Consider the following 22468-nt stretch of genomic DNA (forward strand, 5'->3'; position numbering starts at 1 on the left):
AAATAGTTCCAGCCACAACATATTCGTGTTATGTGTTAGGAAACACATTATGTTGTGGTCGCAGTCTACGTGACTGCGTGAATTGAAATTAATACACAAACTAGCAATAACAATATATCACCAGGTCGCAGTCTACGTGACTGCGTGAATTGAAATCTATAAGCATGGCCTTTTTAGCGTCCGGTATGCTGTCGCAGTCTACGTGACTGCGTGAATTGAAATCCAGTAGGTTACTACCACTACGAGCAACGGCTAAGTCGCAGTCTACGTGACTGCGTGAATTGAAATGCTCATTCTCTCGTGATACAGGACTTGTCGATGGTCGCAGTCTACGTGACTGCGTGAATTGAAATTTAATAGGCCTAAACAGTCTAACAAATGACTTTAGCGTCGCAGTCTACGTGACTGCGTGAATTGAAATATCCGGCAACAAGTACGCCAGCAACTAATGCAGGTCGCAGTCTACGTGACTGCGTGAATTGAAATTGGAATATTCAAATCCCCCTGTGGGTATAGTCAGTCGCAGTCTACGTGACTGCGTGAATTGAAATCACTTGGAATAAGATCTGGACACCAATTACAAAGGTCGCAGTCTACGTGACTGCGTGAATTGAAATTGTATCTGACCAAGAGAAGATTACTAAGGCTGGTGTCGCAGTCTACGTGACTGCGTGAATTGAAATTTACCAGTTGGAAAGGCACTCATGTTTGTGCCCTTGTCGCAGTCTACGTGACTGCGTGAATTGAAATGGATCAACAACAGTCTGAATAACCGACTTGCTCGTGTCGCAGTCTACGTGACTGCGTGAATTGAAATTCATCCGTATAACCGCCCTTGCTATCACTGACAAACGTCGCAGTCTACGTGACTGCGTGAATTGAAATACCTTAAGCCGATGTTGATTAACATAATCAACTAGTCGCAGTCTACGTGACTGCGTGAATTGAAATTGTGGCGTATCGGCCATGCCGGCAATGCTGGAAGTCGCAGTCTACGTGACTGCGTGAATTGAAATGTTAACCGACCACTGTTTATTAGTGTCGTAAACGTCGCAGTCTACGTGACTGCGTGAATTGAAATGCTTTGGCGTTGGTCTTAATAAAGCTTGCGCCGTCGTCGCAGTCTACGTGACTGCGTGAATTGAAATTGCTGTGAATGACGAATCAGCATGTAGTACGCCCCTGTCGCAGTCTACGTGACTGCGTGAATTGAAATCGGCAAGGGTTGCCGTCATATAATAACGGCCGGGTCGCAGTCTACGTGACTGCGTGAATTGAAATTACGACTGATGGCGCGGTTGTCAAGCTCGCGGGCGTCGCAGTCTACGTGACTGCGTGAATTGAAATAGCCGGAAATGAACGAGAAGAAGGCGAGGGAGGACGTCGCAGTCTACGTGACTGCGTGAATTGAAATGCGCTGGTGGGCTGTCTGTGCCTTAGATAACTTAGTCGCAGTCTACGTGACTGCGTGAATTGAAATCGCAATTTTATTTTGCTTAGCCGTTTTTAGCTGTTGTCGCAGTCTACGTGACTGCGTGAATTGAAATATGTGTTAACCCCCTGATTAATCATAAATTTCATAAGTCGCAGTCTACGTGACTGCGTGAATTGAAATTTATTGTGCAAGCGCACGCAATGACAATATTTCGTCGCAGTCTACGTGACTGCGTGAATTGAAATATTACCTCTTTTAACGGACGCCCTAAAACCCCGGAAGTCGCAGTCTACGTGACTGCGTGAATTGAAATTTCGTATTTAAATAAGTTTAAATAAATCTTGTTTTGTCGCAGTCTACGTGACTGCGTGAATTGAAATTCAAGATATGGGCTTGAATATTGATATGAGTGGTCGTCGCAGTCTACGTGACTGCGTGAATTGAAATTCCGAAGATAACCATTTCTGGTACATATCCTCGTGTCGCAGTCTACGTGACTGCGTGAATTGAAATCCCGTTAGGGTAATGGATATGCAAACGCATAAGCGTCGCAGTCTACGTGACTGCGTGAATTGAAATAATAACAGCATTCAGAATCGCGTTTGAATCTGCACCGTCGCAGTCTACGTGACTGCGTGAATTGAAATAATCTCACTTACCTCCACTCTCGGATTGACTTTGTGTCGCAGTCTACGTGACTGCGTGAATTGAAATATAGTCGCCGGCGCGGAACCGATTATTACTAAACTGTCGCAGTCCACGTGACTGCGTGAATTGAAATACATCTTCTTAATGAGTTGATTGAATTTTGCTTTGTCGCAGTCTACGTGACTGCGTGAATTGAAATTCCCGGCCTTAGCACCGCCGTGTAATAACCACGAGTCGCACTCTACGTGACTGCGTGAATTGAAATCAGGAACTTGTGCTTAACGTTGTCGTAAATGGATCGCGTCGCAGTCTACGTGACTGCGTGAATTGAAATAAATTGAGCCATTGACCGCCCTTGCGTGTGCTCACCGTCGCAGTCTACGTGACTGCGTGAATTGAAATACTCCAAAATACCTGTCTGGTCTCGTTGGTGTCTGCGTCGCAGTCTACGTGACTGCGTGAATTGAAATCGCAACTAAAGGCACATCTGCGGATGGGCAAGGAGGTCGCAGTCTACGTGACTGCGTGAATTGAAATAGGATTGATTATAGCGGCAATTAAGTCTCGTAATCCTCATAATTACATGAGCTAAAATACGCCCTTTGAAGAAGCATATGGGGGTTAAATCATTCCAATTAAATGGGATGCGCAAAGCAAAATTATTGCTTGAAGCCTGCACTTTCTCCGCAAAAAAACCAGCATGAAACCCGACTGGAAGTCTGGCACATGCTGGCTTATTTGCTTGGAATGTCTGCTGAATTTACCTACAAATCCTTTCGCCATAAAGCTAAAACCGACAAGATAATAGCAGTCATCAAAGTTGTCTACAGCTCATATCGTTAATAGTTCATACAGTTAATTTCTTTAGATATCTTGCGATTTTTAATATAGTGTTAGTCTTTTTTCACCCATCCGTGACACTATGCGGCTTGCCCTCAACCCTGAGTACCTCTTCAACACTAGGCCGCTCACGCATTGATTCGTCAAACGCCCGTAGCTTTTGCAACCCATCAAACGAAAAGCCAAGCCGTCGCATCCAGTTAGTCATGACGAATAGATACGGATCCGCCATCGAAAACCGTTTACCCATCAACCATGGCCCCTGAAGACGTTCCTCAACATACCGCAATCTCGGTACCACGCGCTGCCACACCAACTTTTTTGAATCCGCGGTATTTGGCAACCAATTACCACGGCGAAATGGTGATATAAAATTCTTGTGCAATTCTGTCGCAATATAATTTAGCCACATGCGTTCCTGCCAGTAAGCCATAACGTTCTCCTGGCTTCGATAATCACCTTCAGCTTTTAAGGCTATATACTCCAATATCACAGCGCATTCAGTCAAATATTTTGTCGGCGAAATCTGCAACGTTGGTACATATGACTTGGGATTGATCTGATTATAATCACCGCCTCGCCAAGTTTTGCGATCCAGGTTGACCTTTTCCGTCTCAAAATCCATACCAGCATCTGTCAACAAAATATGCGGCGCCATTGCACTGGTGCCTGATGCGTAAAATAACCTAAGCATATTGTGCATCTCCTTTTATTCGATGAATATCGAATTAAAAGGCAAAAAATTAAAGTGTCGCCAAAAATCCTGGTAAAAACCGATCAAAAGTTGTCTCGTTAATCGATAAATACTTGGTTTGGGCTACTTGGCGTGTATGTGTTAACCCCGCTAATCGCATGGCACGAAAATGATACGAGACTGTCGACTTACTCAAATTAAGCTGCGCACTAACCTCCGAGCACGTCAGCTCTCGTCCTGCATGGTAAAGTATCCGCAAAATCTCAATGCGGTGCGGTTCACCGAGAACTCTAAACATATCTGCTATTTTTTGATCTCGTTGTTCGATATCCATAAAACTAGCATAGTTCTTTAACGCCATTAAAACAAGACGATGCCAAAACCAATCTTATTCGTAAATAAATGGGTCAAAATGTCAGTACCATCATTTGCCCATCAAAAAACGGCAAAAGCTCCGTCACATTAGTAACAGGCATGCCGTATTCTTAACCCTTTCCAAAATTCAACAATCACAAGTGGCCCTTGTCAATGATGTCTTTCTTGGCAGCATTATACCCCTTGATAAAATCGGCAACTTCATGCATCCGATTGCCCGAGACAAGATTCCCAAAATCAATCGCAGCTTCGGGGTAATTTCGAAAACTAAAGCCATGGTCGTGATCGGTCATCGCCTGCTGGTAACCCATGTCATAATCACTGTCATCATCTGTATGTCCACTCGTTGTGGCTGCGGCTTGATAATCCTCCGTCCACTGTTTATATTCATTTGCCGATGCATCGTACTTACCAGCCTCGTAATTTTTCTTAACGTAATCGTGTAGTGACTGTAGTTTTTTAATCATCTTTACCATTCCCTTCTGATTGTCTTCAACTTGATCGTTATTTTCACAAATCATTGAATAACAGGCTTAACTGCATTTTTGAACTTTATTAGAGCTCAAATTAAAACAAAGAACACATCACTCTCACCTGTTTACGATTTATTTTATATTAACATTAGTTTTGTGCGAAAATATCGGTCATTAGTCTGAAATGACACTTCAGTCGTTTCTAGGGAACGCCTCTTAAACCACCCTACAATTCCTTCCGCCGCAAAATCAAAACCGACAGCCCAATCATCACAATCAAAAACCCGAAACTCACGGCAATATACGGCGGCAACGCGCTCATTTTCATACTGCCAACGCCGAGACTCTGCGAGACACCGAAGAAATTAAAATACTTGAGCCAGCCCCAATGTGCGATGAGATTGAGAACTTCGATGAGTATCGGGAAAAGCACCACGACAATCGTAGCAATTGTCATCGAGCCGGTTGCGATCAACAAGAAAACGCCGAAACTGAAAACAACGCTCAGAAAAAAGGTCGCTGCAACAATACTTAGTCCCATTGTCTGCAAAATTGTTGACCAATCTCCGCCTAATGCTCTGCCTTTGATTAACCCACCGATAAGCACCATGCCAAAGTTAACCGTAAACAAAATCAACAGGTCCAACAACATCACCAAATACTTTGCCAATATGAATTGCAGTCGCGAGATTCCGGAAATCAACGTGTTTTTGTAAACTTTTTGTGTAAATTCGTACCCAAAGACAATCACGAAGACGCCAATAAAGAAGTACAACAATAGCGTCGCGGTCATATTGGCGGCTTTCAAACCAAACAACACCGTCCATGGCCGATCAGCAATTTGAGTAAAAACGCTGCTGCCAACAGACACCGTGACGCCACCAACACTTTTGGCTAGCACTGCCCATAAAGCATAAATGATTGTCACAGTCAGCATGATATACATGCCGACCGTATGTAGTTGCCGATAGAAGTCTGCGCGAATTTGATTAATCATGGTTGGCCTCCTGCTTTTCTGTCTGACCCAACAGTTGCATATAGAATTGTTCCAGTGAGCCAGTTTGGTGGCTAATGTCCTGAACCGAAACGCCATTTGTCACCAGTAATTGATTCACACGGCCAGCATCAACATCCCCTTTGCGCAACAACAGGTGATGATCGTCAAGCACGTCGAAAGGTTTATAACCGTTGTGATCAAGCACCTGCGCGGCTAAAGGCGCTTGATCAACTGTTATCGCCAGGCCTGATTGATTAGCTTGATCCAATTCGGTCTTGCTCAGTTGCTTGATCATCCTGCCATGGTGAATAATGCCAAATCTTGTCGAGACCTGATAAAGCTCACTCAAAATGTGACTCGAAATTAGCATTGTTGTCTGCCGTTCTTCGTTTAACCGCTTGAGCAGAAGGCGAAATTCCATAATGCCGGATGGATCCAGTCCGTTAATCGGTTCATCCAAGATCAAAAAATCTGGGCGCAGCAAAATAGCCAATGCTAGCCCTAACCGTTGTCGCTGGCCTAATGAAAGGTGGCGTGCTTGTGTTCGCTGTTTTTCCTGAAGGCCCACAAAATCAACGGTTTCAGCAATCACCTTTTGATCATCAATGCCGTGTTGAATGCGCAGAGACGTAAGTTTTGTAAGACGGTCAATTTTTCAAACGCGGCTGGGCTTTCGATCACAGCACCAATGCGACTCAATGCGCGCTGGTAGTGTCCGGCATTTTCCCCCAATAACGTAATTGTCCCTGTTTGCATCGGCGAAAGTCCCGTAATAAGCCGCATGAGAGTTGTTTTCCCTGCTCCATTTTCACCGATTAACCCAAAAATATCGCCGCGTTCAACGGTAAAGTTGATGTGATCTAATGCCTGAAAATGACCGAAGTGTTTGCTAACCTGTTGAATCGTTAATATTGGTTCGCTCATGATGCTTAGCCTCCAAAATTTTTAATTTGCTTTTATTCTACAATCCCAGACTACCGAGTCTTTCTTAATTACTAGCATAATCAATCCTTAATTAAACCTAAATTGTGGCATCCAGGCTTGTTAGTTTACACTGTCATTAGTAGGAGGTCGCGACGTCATGGCTAAAATTTTAATTGTTGAAGACCACAAAGATATACAAGCGCTTTTACAAGATGTGCTGGCACCAACTTACGAAGTTGTTCAAGCCTTCGATGGGATTCAGGCTTTAACGCAATTTCACCGCGTACACCCTGATCTTGTGATTCTCGATCTCATGTTACCGAATGTCACCGGCGAGAGTGTTCTGACCACAATCCGTAAGACTTCGCAAGTTCCGGTCCTTGTTTTGACCGCTATTCAGGATAAGCAGAAAACCGTGGCATTGCTCAAACAAGGGGCTAATGATTATCTGACTAAACCGTTTGACATCGACGAGCTGCTTGCGCGCGTTCAGGTTCAGCTACGTCAAAATAAACCCACCACCGCACAGGAAGATGATGCATTACAAGTTGGCGAAATTTTACTCGATCCAAAACGCCATGCCGTCACCGTCAATCACCAGCCATTGACATTACCTAAAAAAGAATACGCCATATTGGCACTCATGATGCGCGATCCTCATCAAGTGTTTGATAAACGCCAACTTTACGAACAGGTCTGGGGCGAACCTTTTTTAAATGCCGATAACACGCTTAACGTCCACATCAGCAATTTACGAACCCAAATCAACGATCTGGCTCAGAATCCGAAATACATCATTTCGATCTGGGGCATCGGTGTTCGACTCGTCTGACAAGGAGATTTTTTATGATGCTTGCAATCATTATCGTACTTAGTCTTATTTGCTTGCTGGTGACCAGTCTGTTTTTGCTTGTCATCATCGACCTGAGACGGATCAATCACGACTTAAACTATATCAATCATCACGAGACAAACGCTGGCGTGACCAGCAACACCAACCTTCCTTTGATCCGCGGGCTGACTGCTGGTATTAATTGGAATCTCAATACGATGCGCAAGCTACAGATCGAACAAATCGAACAGGAAAAAAAGATTCATCAAATGTTGATGGATCTGACTCACGATATCAAAACACCGCTCACCGTTGCTACTGGCTACGTCCAGTTACTTGATCGCGAGCCCAAAGCCGATGCCAAACCCTCCCTAACCCGCATTGCCAATAATTTACGCTCGGTTAACTATTACCTGCACTACCTGATGGACTTCAATCTAATCCAGGAAAAAACGCGCACTTTAAATCGCAAGCCAATTGACGTCTCGACGTTGCTTAAGACAGAACTTTTCGATTATTACGATCAGCTCACTGCCAATGGTTTGCAGGTCAAGCCTGAAGTTGCCGATGGACTGACGCTTGTCACCGATGAGACCCTATTACGCCGAATTATCCAGAACTTAATTGGCAACTGGCTTAAATACGCTAAAAACCAAGCATGTTTATCCCTCACCCGCCAAGATGCCAACCATATCGTCATGACTTTTGCGAACAAAACGGCAGAGCCGGTTCGCCACGTTGAGCGGTTGGCCGACCGATTTTATACCACTGACACTGCGCGAACCACTCAAAGTGTTGGCTTAGGGCTGAGCATTGTTCAATCATTGACGACAACGCTTAGTGGGAAAATGGTCATTGACGCGCATGATCATACCTTCACTGTCAAACTAATATTTCGTGAAAGCACAAAATAATCGCACCAACTGACGATTATTTTAAAAGTTTAGCCGAATTCCTGAGTCAATTCATTCTTCCCTCCCCAAGATAAAACACTTGCTTTTTGTAAGTATCTTGTTATCCTAAAAGCAGTTTACGAAATGGAGGGGCTCGCTTTGAAAACGCAACAAAAATGGCTCGTGATGATGACCGCTGCACTGACTCTGGTTCTGGCTGCATGCGGCCAGTCATCAGCTAAAACCAGTTCTAGTGCGAGCAAACAACAGGTCTGACACCGAATGGAATCGGATGTTTTACAAACGCTCGACCCTAGCAAAGCATCCGAAGGCGTCTCTGGGCAGGCGATCATTGACACCATGAATGGCCTTTATAAGTACGAAGGACATGATTTACAACCGGCGATGGCAACGAAAATCGTCAAGCCAACCAACAATGGACTAACCTATACGTTTAAACTGCGAAATGCAAAATGGAGCGATGGCTCGCCGGTGACCGCTCAGGATTTTGTTTTCGCATGGCAGCGCACGGTTAACCCAGCCACGAAATCATCGCAGGCCAACATGTATTCCGGCATTCAAAACGCCGATGACATTCGCGCTGGAAAGAAACTTGCGTCAACGTTGGGCGTTAAGGCGCTTAACGACAAAACACTGGAAGTTACCTTGGAACATCCCATCCCATATTTCAATAGTCTGTTAAACAACGTCGCCTTTTTCCCGCAACCGGCCAAACAGGTTCAAAAATGGGGCAACAAGTACGGCACTAAATCTGCCTACACGCTTTCCAATGGCGCCTTTAAATCTAAGGACTGGAGCGGGACCGGCGATAAATGGGTGGAGGTCAAAAATAACCAGTATTGGAATAAAAAGAACGTCCACCTGACGCAAATCGATGTTCAGGTTGTCAAAGACAGCAATACCGCGCTTGACCTTTATCATACCGGCAAATTGGATGACGCCACCTTAACCGGTCAGCTCGCCGCTCAGCAAAAAGGTAAAACCGGGTATGTTGCCAACAAGCGGGCGCGCACTTACTTTCTGGAACTGAATGAAAATAAGGTGCCGGCTTTTAAGAACACTAAAATTCGCCAGGCAATTTCCATGGCGATCAACCGGAACTCTTTTGTCAAAAATGTGCTTGCTGACGGCTCGATCGTTGCCCGCGGTATTACGCCCGCCGATCTCAGCCAATTGCCAAATAGCTCGACGGATTTTGCAACCGCCGTCGCTAAAGGCACTAAAGCTGTCACGTCTTACGACAAGAAAAAGGCCCAAACACTTTGGGAACAAGGGTTGAAGGAAACCGGCCTCAAGAGTGTCAGTGTTGAATTGCTCGGTGACGATGTTGATGCGGTTAAAGCCACGCAAGAGTATCTTCAGGGAACGTTACAGGAAAATCTGCCGGGGCTTAAAATCAGTATCGCCAGTGTGCCGGCCAAAAATCGCCAACAACGCGCGTCAGACCGCAATTTTGATATGGTTCTGAGTACGTGGGGTGCCGATTATCCCGATCCCAACACGTATCTGGATCTTTTCACTAGCACGAGTGAGTACAACCACGGTCAATGGCAAAACAGCGACTATGATAAGCTCATGACCAAGGCCAACACAACTGATGCGAATGATCCGACAGCGCGGTTCAAAGACATGACGCAAGCCGAACAACTGTTAGTCAATCAGGCCGGCGCCATTCCGCTTTATCAGCTCGTCGCCGCCCGTATGGTGAATCCGAAAATGCATGATCTCAAAACCAGTCCCGGGAACAGTTTTAACTTTGTCTATGCCTATTTGAAGTAAACCAAAAGCCGACTCCGATGCGCGAGCCGGCTTTTTAGTGTTTCCATTTTTGGATTAATACGCATTATCTGCGTCAATCACTGGCGGTTCGATAGGCACCATGGTTCGCTTGTGATGGCGATAAGTGGCGATCTCTTTGACGCCATGACGTTTGAGCATGGCCAACGCCTGCGCAAAATTAGCCTCATAGTGCGGACCTTCATGCGCATCACTGCCGATTGTAAACAAATGTCCACCTGCCGCTTGATACCAAGTGATGGCCAGATCATACAAAGTCGCATTATGCCACTTATACATGGACTTGGTGTTTAGTTCTAACGCTAGGTCATGATCCACGGCAATGGCAAAAATCTGATCAAGCGCCGCTTTTCCCCACGCTTCTAACTGCTCCGGAGTTATTTCAAACTGCCGCACGCCATAGTCAAAATGCGCCAACACATCAGCATCATGAAAGCGTTGGATACCAGTTAACATGCGTGAAAAATAGTCCGTCAGCACTTGCTTGGGTGGTAGTGTTGCGATTTGCGTGTCCAAATAATCATGTTTGCCATCATGATGAAAGCTCAACAACGTAAGATCAAAGTCATGATGCGCCAAATAGTCGCGCAGTCGCGGTTCGGCTGGGGCAAAATAGCCGGCCTCAATACCCAGCAGCAACTCATTATGATAATTCGTGGCAAGGGCTGCTTGAGTCCGTACCATCCCGGCATAATCCGGTAGATCATCGCGACCGCCATCGTCAGGATTATCGAATTCCAAGTGTTCGGTGGTCACAACTGGCGCCTTGGTTTGCGCCAGATAATCGCGCAATTGGGCTTCAGAGTCAAATGAGTATAAAGTGTGCATGTGTTGATCGTAAATCGCCACAATTAATTGCCTCCTCCAAAAAAAGTCACGCTGTGCAGACAATGACGCTCCGTTTGATTTAATGTCATCGCTTCATTAAGCATAGCATAAAAGCTGCGCAACAACGGTAACTGGCAACAATCGGCGGGCAAGTTCTAGCAAAAGCTTGAGCATCTTCACTCAAGTCCTCCAAAGCCGTATACAAACCAGCGATACAAAAAATGGTCTTCAGCAACCTACCCGAAATCGAGCCAGTTTACCGAAGACCATTTTTAACGTTACAACTGACGAAGCCAAAATTAATCAAGCAAATTTTGAAATAGGACCAACTGCGTGCTTAGCTTGTAAGGCGTCGAATTCTTTTGGTGATAGCTTACCCAAATCAACTAACTTGGTTTCGATTTGATCAAGCACCGTGGCGCGGTCAGTCGCGGAATGAATGAAATCGTAACGATCGCGATCCACCGTAATCATGGACGATCGGGTGTAGCCTTTAGCCCATTCTTGATACGCGGTGTTCACCCGCCGATAATAATCCACTAACTCCGGCTTTTGGCGAATGTCTTCCATATCCCGCCCGCGATTTTGGATCTCATCAAGCTCGTGGTCCGGATCGATTTTCAGATAAACTGCCAGGTCCGGTAAACCATTCCACGGACTGCCGTTGACGTTGCTTTGCATCTCCTGCGACAGCGTGACATAAACATTGAAATCGACATCATCGATTTCACCATGCTTATGTAACTGTGATGCCATCACAAAGTCGGACTCAAGCGACGAATCCATAATGGCATTTTCCTGGGTAACGGCTTTTTTTAATTGCTGATAACGGAAGGTTAGAAAAGCAATCTGCAACATGGCACCTGTGCGCTTGCGACTGTCCGCCCCGGCGCCATAAAATTTCTGCAACATATTGGCAATCATGCCGTTGCCTTCAACATCTTCATAATACGCAGGGGCTTCCATATCTTTCGACAAAACTTTTGTCAACGAAGTTTTTCCTGCACCAATACTACCCAGAATGTAGATCACGAATCTCGCTCCTCAATTATCCGAATTAAAATGATCACAACAAATCAAAACATTACCACAATGGCCCTCAAAACACCACTTAAAGTGCCTTTAAGCCAAGTTGCTTGCGGCCGCGATTGAACCATGGGCTGACCGTGAAAGCAAGAATATCGTTGATGACGTAAATACTGGAATTGATGGCCATCGCCAGGCTGGCATCACCTTGCGCGAACGTGACCGCCCACAAAATCAGCTGTGCAATGCCGCTGAATAACCACCAGAAGTACTGATTGTTGTAACGCAAGAAGCAAACAATGCCGCCTGTCAACGAAATTGCGAACGCCATGCCATCGTAAATCGGCCGCGGATCATTGGTGTACTGGCCGATTAAGTAAGCACTGACAGCCCAGACAACCAACGTAAACCCAATCGAGAGCACCCACTTTTGCAAGTTGAAGGTCTTCAGATGATTCTTAGTATCGTCATTCCAGGTCCGCACACTGATCAACACCGGCAAATCAAGGGTGATGACATACGCAACCTGTTCAAACATCGAAAGATAATTGCGGGCGGTGAATCCGACAAAAATAAAGCACGCGGCACTCAACAAACCAAGCCAGCCATTAACGGCTTTGGTCGCGTTGATGGCCAAAACACAAAGAACGCCAAGTGTCGTCCCGATGAATGTAATCACCGTCACTGCCGTTATTTTGGCATCCACCAGCGTCATGAGCTGACAGCCAAAAGCAAACCAAAACAAATAATAATTTTGTTGCGGCCATCCCTTTAACTGATGCAGCAACCAACTAAAATAATTCCCAGACGTTTGCACGAAATAAGACCCCTTTAAGCTTGAATTTCGTCGTATGATAACGAACGTCTTTATTATGCCGCAAGATTTTTTGAAATGTAAGTCTTGCATATACAACATATTGGTGGTAATAGTAACGTCTACCACAACATGTGCTACATGTATAAAACCGTTTCCATCGTGATTAACTCGGCTTTTCAGGAAGCCGAGAATACATTTGGTGTTTTGATCACGCCAGGAAAATGTCCTGCCTCAAACGCCGGTAACTTGCCGCGATGCACGATACAGCCGATTTAATAAGTCCTGATCATGCAATTCGGGCCGACCGTTCCAGCTCCATAGCCCCGGATAACCGCGCAACCCATGCCATGAAGCCGGCGCATACACGACACCGCCTTGTGCATGGGCATCCGTTGCGGCGTAAAGCGCAGGCAATGCTGCTCGTTGAGGCGACTGACGCAGCCACGGCATGATGCGAAAACTCAATGCTGCCAACCGCATTGGCCAAGCTGTTGCCCATGACTGAATCGTTTTAAGACTGGTCGCCGCCAAGCCTGGGCTCGAACCATTGACCATGACCGATTGTCCCGCCTCATGGAACAGTTGATTGAGTTTCACCGCCATCATCGCCTGGGCTAATTTGGAGTTGGCGTAAAACGTCCACGGGCGGTAATCACGCCCATCAAATTGATTAAAGGTTAAATGCGGTCGCCCCATGGCAATTGAAGCAACGTTCACCACCCGGGCATTCGGCGCTTTTTCTAACAATGAGCTTAGCCGCAAAGTGAGCATAAACCCAGCGAAGTAATTAACCGCCCACATTAATTCAACCCCATCACGTGTGACCGTGCGCTTAGCTGGCATCATGACGCCGGCATTATTGATTAAAATATCCAAGTGCGGCAAGGTTGCCAAAAGCTCATCCGCCAACTGATTCACAGCAGTTTGATCACTCAGGTCAGCCGCGATGAAACGGATCAGTTGCCGCTGAGTTTGCTGCTTCAACGTTTCAACCGCTGTCTTCCCTTTAAGCCGATTTTTCCCAATAATGATCACAGTTGCGCCATGTCGCAGTAATGCCGCACTCATGGCAAAACCAACGCCGCTGGTGCCGCCAGTGACTACTGCATATCGGCCAGTAAGATCTGGCATGTCGCGTTCCGTCCAATGTCGTTTAGGCGCCTGCATCTGTGTCACCTCCGTCAGTGACTATTTTAAGTCCGCTTTCGCCTTTTCAACAGCATCCTTAAATCACCTTGTGCATGCTGAAACTTCAGAAACTGCTGGCGGGTCTTTTCAACCATTCGATACCGTTTCGGGTTCTTTTTGTAAAAGTCCTGATGATAGTTTTCCGCCAACCAAAATGTTGCAGCCGGCTCGATAGCTGTCACAATCGGGCGCAAATAACGACCCGAGGCTGCCAGTTTAGTCTTCGCTTCTTCGGCAATCAGGCGCTGGTCATCATTGCGCACGAAAATCACCGGCCGATAATGACCGCCTCGATCCTGAAACTGGCCCAGGGCGTCGGTCGGATCCGTCAGTTGAAAGTAAAGGTCGACAAGTTGTCGATACGACATTTTCCGGGTATCGAAAATAATTTCAACGGCTTCAACATGGCCGGTGGTGTCGCTGATCACTTGCTCATAAGTCGGGTGATCGATATGGCCGCCGGTATAGCCGGAAACAACCGATTCAACACCTGGCCTATCGACAAACGGTTCCACCATGCACCAAAAACAGCCGCCCGCAAAGATTGCCCGATCCTGATAAGCAAGATCCCGCTGAAAATGCGCACTCACGTCAGTTTCGCTTGCCGCTTCAGCATCCCCGGTTTGGGTTCGATAAAAATCGGCCAAATCCGGCGTTAGGTTATCGCGGATCGCAAGCGGCCGCAAACTGGCTTTTAGCTGATCCTAACTCGCCCCGACGGTTTGCCCTGCTTCAACTTGCTGCTTTGCCCGCAGCAATTGCTCACGCTCGAAGGCCCTCGTCCTCGGTGCCAGCAATAAATTCGTTAACTTTGCAAGGTAGACTTCCGGCGCCATCTTCATCGCACATCGCCTCCAGTGATTGATTCACCATTAGTATACGCGTGCTGATTGTTTTTAGATAGTGCACAATCTTTTTTAAATCCTGATCAGCGGGATTAGTTCGAAAATGAAAAAAGCCTGCTTACATGCACAAGCAGACTGCGTTTCTGAAATTCCGTCATTGTGACCAAGCTTCCTGTAACCCCTGATCCCGAAACGTTGTGTTATCCAGCCAGTCCACTTTGAAGCGGCCGTTTTGGTACGTGACCTTGCTGACGCTGGCATTTGTGAGTTCGGTGCGATTTGGTAAGTCAGCGCCATGTGCCAGCAGCCACAACAAACTGGCGGTACCGTGGCTGACGACCAGAACGCTCGTCTCATGAGCGGCTTCTGCTGCGGCAACAATCCGGCGCAATGCCAAATCATAGCGCGAAACAATTTGTTGGGTGTTTTCCGCCTGATCGGTCACATCGGCGGCATGTAAGCGATCAGGAATCGTCTCAAGCGGTACCTTGCCACTTGTTACGAGTTGATGGTAATCCGGGACGCCAAAGACCTCCTGTGAAACGTCTTTGAGTTCACGACCTTCAAAAATACCGTCATTTCCTCGCGTAAGCCGCTATTGGTCTCAATTGGCTGTTTTTCATCCATCCCCAAAAGAATCTGCTGCGCCGTTTCCTGAGCGCGAATGAGGTCGCTGGACACGACCCGATCAAACTTCAAGCCACTTGCTTTTAAGCCCAACCCCAGAGCAAATGCCTGTTTACGCCCATGGGCATCCAGGCGCGAATTAGTCACACCTTGAATCAACTGGCGAACATTACCTGCAGTTTCTCCGTGTCGGACTAAGTATAAATTAATCACAGTTTGCTCCCTTTCAAAACGTGCCATTCACCGACATCCACAGTGAATCATAGCTGTCTTTCGCCAAATGCTTCAATCGGTTATCCTCGACACTCACGCTTTGCCAAAAATCTTCTTCTTCAGCCGCAAGCCGGTTGGCGTGGTCGCCAAACCGCCTTCACCGGTTTCCCGCAACGTAGCCGGCAATTGCATCCCCACACGATTCACGGCTTCGATGACTTCATCAGCCGGAATCACACTGATACAACCAGCAAGCGCCATATCAGCGGAAATCATAGCCTGACTGGCACCCAGCGCATTCCGTTTCACACACGGCACTTCCACCAAACCGGCAACCGGATCGCACACCAAGCCCATCATATTTTGCAAGGTGATCGCAACAGCCGTAGCCGCTTGCTCGGCCGTGCCACCATTAGCCGTCACCAACGCCGCCGCAGCCATTGCGCTGGCCGAACCGACTTCTTCCTGACAGCCGCCTTCCGCACCGGCAATCCCAGCATTATTGGCAATCACCAAGCCAAACGCGCCAGCTGTGAAAAGAAAATCCAGCTGCTGATCGTGACTCAAATGCAGCCGATCGCGCATCGCCAATAAGACCCCGGCCAAAACGCCTGCCGAACCAGCAGTCGGCGTTGCGCAGATGAGTCCCATTTTGGCATTGACTTCATTCACCGCAATCGCATTACGCACTGCTTCCATAATCGGCTGGCCGCTCATAAATTGCTGGTCGTTAATATAGGTATTTAGTTTCTTCGCCTCGCCACCGGTCAGACCGGTGACACTTTTAACGCCGGCAATACCTTCCTTCACCGATCGCTCCATGACTTCAAGATTTCGGCTCATTAAATGGCGGACCTGTTCTTCAGTTCGCGTCGAATTTTCAACTTCCGTGTGCACCATTAGCGCCGCAACAGAAGGAAACGCATGACTTTGCTCAACAAGCTCTTTGACGGTATAAAACATAATTGACTCCTTTATCAGCTAACCCGTGGCAAACTTTGCGACCAGCTTATTCGAAATACGTCACATTGCGCATATGTGGTAACAACTTCAACTTTGCCAGAATATCAGCTTGATAATCGTCAGCCTCAATAATCATAATGGCTTGTTGGCCCTTGGACGTTCGTGTGACGGTCATCGTGCCGATATTAATACCTGCATCGGAAAAAATACTGGTCACCCGCGCAATCATCCCCGGAATATCATCGTGAATCGTGATATAAGTCGGCTGGCCCATACTCAACGAAATCTTGAAGCCGTTAATCTCCGTGATCTGAATATTACCGCCGCCAATCGAAACGCCGGTCACCGCCAGTCGATGATCACCCGCTTGCAAGACGATATGAGCCGTGTTAGGATGGTCGACCTTATCACTTTTCGGCACAAAACTGACTTTGATCCCCTGGTCGTATGCCAACTTCAGAGATTCTGGCAGCCGCGGATCATCAGGCGCCATTCCCAATAGCCCGGCAACCAGTGCCACATCGGTTCCGTGACCACGATAGGTTTTGGCAAACGATTCATACAGGTAAATCGTGATGACTTCCGGTTTTTCGCCAAAAATATCACGTACGACTTTGCCTATACGTGCCGCCCCGGCAGTATGGGAACTGCTCGGCCCGACCATGACGGGGCCAATAATATCAAAGACACTGTGAAACCGAATATCTGGCATGGCTTTCTCCTTATTTGCGGGTGTTACCAGTCGCTCGATGCAGGCTGACATTTAAAAACAACATGAGTTCCTATTCAATGTGATTTTACCACCCTGAACTTCGGTATGCTTGGTTTTAAAAGCTTATGCTCTATTTCTTCCTCGCGGCTAATTGACAGTCTGTTCATCACTTTTTCGCCTGATAAGCCGCCACGTTTTGCACGAGCTGATTCAATATCGGTGCCAGTAGTGTGACGCGCCGCTGAATCTCTTCCCACAAGCCATCCGGGTTTGTCCAAATAGGATCCTCGGCTAAATACACCTGGCCGATAAGAAATTCGGCATTTTTGATCGTATCAAACCGCGTGATTTTCTGCTTCAACGCGGGTGGGTTTAACGTAACCGTAGCCTTGTTAGTATGGTCATCGGCCATCAACCACTGCCCGGAGAGCTTTTCGATCATCGGCTCCACGCCTGCCAACAGCTGCGGTATCGCCTTACTTTCACGCAAACAGGCGAGCCACAAAAACAGGCGATCATCCCAAAAGCCCAATTCTAGGTGCGGTAACATTTTATAGCCGCGCTGACTCGTGGAAAAGGCAACCCATGTGTTAGGCGGCGGATTCTTATGGCGACGCTGGTGTTTGGCAATGTGGGCAAAAATCGGGTGACTAGACGTTTGCAACAAAGGCACAATTGTCTTGGCGGCCTCGGCAAACTTTGGATCTAGCCGCGCGCGAATTAAGGCCATCCGCGCCTCTAGTGTTGGCGCTGCAAAAGCCTCGAAATCTGCTTGGGTAAACACCGGCCTCTCATCCCTTTCTTTACAAAAGATCATGTTACAATGAGACACATGAAGTGGCGGTGATTAGTGAATAGATCATCACTGCTTCACAGATAAATCAATTGAAGGAGGACGCATCAATCATGTCAGACGATAACATGCAGGAACATCTGAATAGTGCACTTTACGGTCCCCCGCAGACCAACCCCGATGAGCGGCGGCGGTTTATGGGCTCTTTACGCGAAAGAGTGGCCCTGCGCCTTTCTAATCAGGAGTTGGCAGATCCCGATCGCCAGAAACAACTAGCACCGCTGCTAAAAGATTTCCATGACCACGGCTACAAGGCCTTGTTGAACGGTAAACTCGACAACGCCGTCACGGGTCCTTACATGAAATTGCTCACCGACGCCAACATTCCGTTTACCCTGGTGGCAAATGAAACCGCCCAAACCGATGACAAAGCTGCTGGCCTGCTGATTGTTTCAGACAAAGCCATCAACCAAAACACGATTGACCTGCCACCACTGGATCAGGATCAAGACAAAACCAAACCCAAAAAACGCGGCTTCGATTTGTTCAAGCATCTGTAAGCAAAAAATCAGTGAACTGGTTCACATCAATAAAAAATATAAAAGCAAGTACTCTCAGAAACGCGCACGTTTCCGGGAGTACTTTTGTTTAGCTGGAGGAGCAGAACTTTTTATGACATCAATTACTTTTCAGCAAATAACCAACTCAACAGTTTCGGCGCAATAAACCGCGGTGTGCCCATATCCGGCTGTTGCGGTGAGGTTAGGTCTGGCGCCGGATTGACGCTGATCACCACCGCCTGTCCTGCCACATCCGGATCATACGCAGCATACAGATTATCAATCACGATATCGACCGCGGCCACCGTCAAATCAAGGGCTGACGCGGCGTCCACAGCCAGCTTTTTATAACTTGCGTCAATCTCATCCGTGACATCATAAAGATCACCACCGGTTTGCGGATGCGCTGCAGTCGCCAGAAAAATCTGCTGACCACGACGCAAAACGATCTCCGGGGTTACCGATTGCAACTTCAATTGACGCAAAGCAGCGGCATCGAGTTGCAATTGACGGGCAGTCGGTCGGGTTCCATTTTTCAGTGCCACCAACTCTTTAATGGCTTTGCGGCCGTCACCCACCACATTTGCCGCCGCGGTTTCCAAAACACTGAGAACCTGCTGATTGACAATGGTAAAATGGTAAGTCGTTCCACGCGCCATCATCTCAATTAAGACGCCATGATAGCGGTTGGCTTCATGAAAAGCGCGGGCAAACTGTTTTTCAGTCGGCGGAACCGCAAACTGTTCCACCGCAACGCCTTGGCTGCGCGCTTCCGGTTTAACCACAATACTTTTGTGTGCAAAACTTCGCTCAAACGCTGACTTGGCATCTGGCCACCGGGTGAACTTCGCACCGCGGGCAACCGGTATGCCAGCCGCAGCAAGTAATTTTTTCGCGGCATGCCGGTGCGTTGCAATCATCAACGCATTGCCCGGCGTGTATTTGGTAATAGTGCCGTTGACAATCACTTGTGTTTGCGTATCTGTTGCAATTTGCACCAGCCCCTGCTGCCGATCCAATAGCGTAAATTGATAACCACCGTCAATGGCGGCCTGCACCAAGGCCTGCGTATTACCTGACAAGTCGACCATGCCCGGTAACCCATCCGTCCCCACCAAATCCGCGCGGGCTTCCTCACTTAACGATTTGGCCGCGGCATTTTTATCGCCAAAAGCGGCCGCAACCTGACCGGCAACCGTCGTCTCCGGTTTCATCAAACGGGTCTGCATCAGCTCAAATGCCTGCTTTTGTTGCGCTGTCATTCCCATATGATTCAACCACGTGGCCATGGCATCCATGGTCGCTGTCAGCTCCTTAACCGGCGTTGCCGGCGCCATTGCAGCAATTTTCCGTGCTTCTTCCAGATCGTGACGACGCACCTCGCTGGCCACCGCGACCGGAATCGCTGGCTGACTCAACACAAACCAGCAACTATCCCGCAAAAAAGTCAGCATTTGAGGCGTTATGCCGCTAGCTGTATAAGGATCAAGTTCGACCATGACATCCAAGGCCAGCGTTCGATCCAGATGATCCGGATCGGTCACCTTTTGAACCAGCTGGCGCTCCTGATCCGATGATGGCCAAAATGCTTGGTGACCGGACAGGGGCGTTGCAGCAAATAAATTCGTCAGTAAAGGCAACTGGCGCATCAGACCATTCGCAACCAAGTCGTAAACTTCATTGCGATAGGTCACATAATCCGGACCCTGCCCCTGAAAGTTTTCTGCAGTATATAAGCGTTCAAACAACGTTTCCGGCAAAACGATGCGAACGACTTGCTGATTCACGTGCTCTTCGGAAAAAACCGGCAGACGCCCGCCTTCAGGCAAATTTGCCCAAATGCGACTAAGCCCCGCACGTAATTCAGCAATCACACCGGCAAAATCGTCCAGCAATGGTGTTACCACCTGTAAAGTCAAGGCCGACAATGGCTGAACCAATGCATGCCGACTTAATTGGGACCAGGCAGCCAACTGCGCGCCTTCCGGTAATTCCGGCTTCACCGTCCGCACAACGCCAATCCGGGTCTGCAATGCCAAATCAGATAAATGCTGTTTTTGAATCAGTTGCCAATAATGATTCACAATGTGTCATTCCTTTAGTTGATGATTTAGAGTTAGAGTAACACGCTGAAGACAAGAGCGCGAACAGGAGCGGTTAGAAATCGGAGTGTGAGCGCGTTTCGAACCGGCGCGGTGTGTTTAGAAGCCAACCGCCCCGTTGAGAAAAACTGCTTCCCGTCTTGCTAAGCTTCCTTTGCATTTCTTGACACCTTAATTAAGACAAATTTAACTGATACACGCAACTTTTACGAGGAGGAATTCCTTTGCAACAACCGCTTGCTTACCGCATGCGCCCACAAAATTTAGATGAAGTCGTCGGCCAACAGGATCTTGTCGGTCCGGGAAGAATTATCCGCCGCATGGTCAGTGCCCACCGCTTAAGTTCCATGATTCTCTATGGCCCGCCCGGCACTGGGAAAACCAGCATCGCCAGCGCCATTGCCGGCAGTACGAAATATGCTTTTCGTATTTTAAACGCTGCCACCGACACCAAAAAAGATCTGCAGATTGTCGCGGAAGAAGCCAAAATGAGTGGCACGGTGATTTTGCTGCTAGACGAAATCCATCGACTGGATAAAACCAAACAGGACTTTTTGCTGCCGTTACTGGAAAGCGGCCGGATTATCTTAATCGGGGCCACTACTGAAAATCCCTATATGAATATCCAACCAGCCATTCGCAGTCGCACCCAGATTTTCCAAGTCAAACCACTGACTCCTGATGATATCAGCACCGCCATTGATCGCGCACTGACAGACGAAAAACGCGGTCTAGGCAAGTATCAGGTTGATTTACAACCAAAAGCGCGTGACTACCTCACCCATGCAACAAACGGCGATTTACGGGCTGCACTCAACGGCCTTGAACTTGCCGTTTTATCCACCCCCACAGATAAGGATGGCACCATCACCATCGACTTGACGACCATTCAACAAAGCCTGCAAAAGCCTTCGTTAGCCGGAGATGTCAATGGCGATGCCCATTACGACATTATTTCGGCATTTCAAAAATCCATTAGGGGCTCTGACGTGAACGCCGCCTTGCACTACCTCGCCCAATTAATTGCAATTGGCGACTTGAACAGTATTACACGCCGGTTGTTGGTGATCGCTTATGAAGACATCGGCCTAGCCAATCCGGCAACCGCCAGCCGCACGCTAACAGCGATTCAAAGTGCCGAACGCTTGGGGCTTCCTGAAGGTCGCATTCCCCTCGCCGATGCCGTGATCGATCTTTGCCTTGCACCGAAAAGTAATTCGGGCATCAAGGCGATTGACGCGGACCTGGCCGATGTCGAAAGCGGCCACGCCGGCCAGATTCCCGATGATCTGCGCGATGCCCATTACCGCGGCGCCAAGCAACTGGGACACGGCCAAGGCTACAAGTTGCCGCACAATTATCCTAATGGCTGGGTAGCACAGCAATATTTGCCAGATAATCTTAAGCATCAACAATACTACCATCCTAAAACCACCGGACGTTATGAAGCCGCGCTGGCGCAGCGTCAGCAACAACTTGAAGACTGGCAGCACGATGCCGAAAAGTTGAAGAAAAAGTAACGAAAGCGTTTCCGCTTGCACCTACGCGGCTTCTCGTGCTACTATAACGGTGAAAGTTCTAAGGTGTTCGCGCTTCCTTAACTATCAGTTGACCGAACAGTATCGAGACCTTGGGACCGGAAGAGCCATAGACGGTGCTGCTATTTCACTTAGCGGCTAATGTCTACGACGTCTGGACCCACATAGCTAGCAGCGGGTTTCAACGATCCGGGAAGAAAACGGCACCAATTAGTCTTTCACAAAAAACCAATCATGTTTTTGGCCGGCTCTGTGCCGGCTTTTTTCATGCCCAAAATGGCAGGACGGCTGAGACAAGTGCCGGCGCTGCACCCCCCCCCCCTCGTT

16 protein-coding genes, 4 pseudogenes and 1 CRISPR repeat array are annotated in these 22468 nt (G+C 47.8%); of the genes and pseudogenes, 5 read left to right on the forward strand and 15 right to left on the reverse strand.

Features of this window, described 5'->3' with window-relative positions:
- Positions 1-57: 57 nt before the first annotated feature.
- Positions 58-2620: a CRISPR direct-repeat array (repeat unit 32 nt; unit sequence GTCGCAGTCTACGTGACTGCGTGAATTGAAAT).
- Between the two features lie 367 nt (positions 2621-2987).
- From GSO_RS02945 to GSO_RS15455, 5 genes and pseudogenes are all read right to left on the reverse strand, one after another.
- Positions 2988-3617, reverse strand: a complete 630-nt coding sequence (locus GSO_RS02945; RefSeq protein WP_010488788.1) for a glutathione S-transferase family protein — start codon at positions 3615-3617, stop codon at positions 2988-2990.
- Between the two features lie 49 nt (positions 3618-3666).
- The gene (locus GSO_RS16455) at positions 3667-3951 is read right to left on the reverse strand and encodes an ArsR/SmtB family transcription factor (RefSeq protein ID WP_010488790.1); all 285 of its coding nucleotides are present in this window, start codon (positions 3949-3951) and stop codon (positions 3667-3669) included.
- Positions 3952-4126: 175 nt separating this feature from the next.
- The gene (locus tag GSO_RS02950) at positions 4127-4459 is read right to left on the reverse strand and encodes a hypothetical protein (protein ID WP_010488792.1); all 333 of its coding nucleotides are present in this window, start codon (positions 4457-4459) and stop codon (positions 4127-4129) included.
- Between the two features lie 232 nt (positions 4460-4691).
- Positions 4692-5462 carry an ABC-2 transporter permease family protein gene (locus GSO_RS02955; protein WP_010488793.1) on the reverse strand — a complete coding sequence of 257 codons (771 nt, stop codon included), beginning with the start codon at positions 5460-5462 and terminating at the stop codon, positions 4692-4694.
- Positions 5455-6386: pseudogene (locus GSO_RS15455) on the reverse strand (ABC transporter ATP-binding protein). Before GSO_RS15455 ends, GSO_RS02955 begins: the two are co-directional and overlap by 8 nt.
- 157 nt (positions 6387-6543) lie before the next feature.
- Between GSO_RS15455 and GSO_RS02965 the strand changes: the two are divergent.
- The 3 genes and pseudogenes from GSO_RS02965 to GSO_RS15460 all read left to right on the forward strand — a co-directional run bounded on the left by GSO_RS02965 (position 6544) and on the right by GSO_RS15460 (position 9911).
- Positions 6544-7218, forward strand: a complete 675-nt coding sequence (locus GSO_RS02965) for a response regulator transcription factor (protein WP_010488796.1) — start codon at positions 6544-6546, stop codon at positions 7216-7218.
- A 17-nt stretch (positions 7219-7235) separates the two neighbouring features.
- Positions 7236-8132: a sensor histidine kinase gene (locus GSO_RS02970; RefSeq protein WP_010488798.1), complete on the forward strand. Its 897-nt coding sequence runs from the start codon at positions 7236-7238 to the stop codon at positions 8130-8132.
- Between the two features lie 138 nt (positions 8133-8270).
- A pseudogene (locus tag GSO_RS15460) lies at positions 8271-9911 on the forward strand (peptide ABC transporter substrate-binding protein).
- Positions 9912-9965: 54 nt separating this feature from the next.
- Here the strand turns inward: GSO_RS15460 and GSO_RS02980 are convergent.
- From GSO_RS02980 to GSO_RS03025, 9 genes and pseudogenes are all read right to left on the reverse strand, one after another.
- The gene (locus GSO_RS02980) at positions 9966-10778 is read right to left on the reverse strand and encodes a PHP domain-containing protein (protein ID WP_010488803.1); all 813 of its coding nucleotides are present in this window, start codon (positions 10776-10778) and stop codon (positions 9966-9968) included.
- A 282-nt stretch (positions 10779-11060) separates the two neighbouring features.
- Positions 11061-11789 (reverse strand): deoxynucleoside kinase, encoded by a 729-nt coding sequence (locus GSO_RS02990; protein WP_010488805.1) that lies wholly within the window; start codon positions 11787-11789, stop codon positions 11061-11063.
- A 79-nt stretch (positions 11790-11868) separates the two neighbouring features.
- Complete coding sequence (gene pnuC, locus GSO_RS02995; RefSeq protein WP_010488807.1) at positions 11869-12600, reverse strand: nicotinamide riboside transporter PnuC; 732 nt, start codon at positions 12598-12600, stop codon at positions 11869-11871.
- Between the two features lie 231 nt (positions 12601-12831).
- Complete coding sequence (locus tag GSO_RS03000) at positions 12832-13767, reverse strand: SDR family NAD(P)-dependent oxidoreductase (RefSeq protein WP_010488809.1); 936 nt, start codon at positions 13765-13767, stop codon at positions 12832-12834.
- Positions 13768-13793: 26 nt separating this feature from the next.
- Positions 13794-14624, reverse strand: a pseudogene (msrA, locus tag GSO_RS15465) (peptide-methionine (S)-S-oxide reductase MsrA).
- A gap of 163 nt (positions 14625-14787) precedes the next feature.
- Positions 14788-15473 (reverse strand): annotated as a pseudogene (locus tag GSO_RS15470) (histidine phosphatase family protein).
- Between the two features lie 93 nt (positions 15474-15566).
- Positions 15567-16436: an L-serine ammonia-lyase, iron-sulfur-dependent, subunit alpha gene (gene sdaAA / locus GSO_RS03015; protein ID WP_010488811.1), complete on the reverse strand. Its 870-nt coding sequence runs from the start codon at positions 16434-16436 to the stop codon at positions 15567-15569.
- 46 nt (positions 16437-16482) lie between these two features.
- On the reverse strand, positions 16483-17148 hold the full coding sequence (sdaAB, locus tag GSO_RS03020; RefSeq protein WP_010488813.1) for an L-serine ammonia-lyase, iron-sulfur-dependent subunit beta: 666 nt from the start codon (positions 17146-17148) through the stop codon (positions 16483-16485).
- A 166-nt stretch (positions 17149-17314) separates the two neighbouring features.
- The gene (locus tag GSO_RS03025; protein ID WP_010488815.1) at positions 17315-17932 is read right to left on the reverse strand and encodes a DUF1054 family protein; all 618 of its coding nucleotides are present in this window, start codon (positions 17930-17932) and stop codon (positions 17315-17317) included.
- Between the two features lie 122 nt (positions 17933-18054).
- Here GSO_RS03025 and GSO_RS03030 point away from each other — a divergent pair, with 122 nt between their 5' ends.
- Positions 18055-18501, forward strand: a complete 447-nt coding sequence (locus tag GSO_RS03030; RefSeq protein WP_010488817.1) for a YueI family protein — start codon at positions 18055-18057, stop codon at positions 18499-18501.
- A 122-nt stretch (positions 18502-18623) separates the two neighbouring features.
- Here GSO_RS03030 and GSO_RS03035 read toward each other — a convergent pair whose 3' ends face one another.
- Entirely contained in the window at positions 18624-20588 is a 1965-nt protein-coding gene (locus GSO_RS03035; RefSeq protein WP_029345507.1) for a hypothetical protein, read from the reverse strand.
- A 239-nt stretch (positions 20589-20827) separates the two neighbouring features.
- Here GSO_RS03035 and GSO_RS03040 point away from each other — a divergent pair, with 239 nt between their 5' ends.
- Positions 20828-22123, forward strand: a complete 1296-nt coding sequence (locus tag GSO_RS03040; RefSeq protein WP_010488821.1) for a replication-associated recombination protein A — start codon at positions 20828-20830, stop codon at positions 22121-22123.
- Positions 22124-22468 lie beyond the last annotated feature (345 nt).

It is taken from the genome of Lacticaseibacillus zeae DSM 20178 = KCTC 3804 (assembly GCF_000260435.1).
Lineage (GTDB): Bacteria > Bacillota > Bacilli > Lactobacillales > Lactobacillaceae > Lacticaseibacillus > Lacticaseibacillus zeae.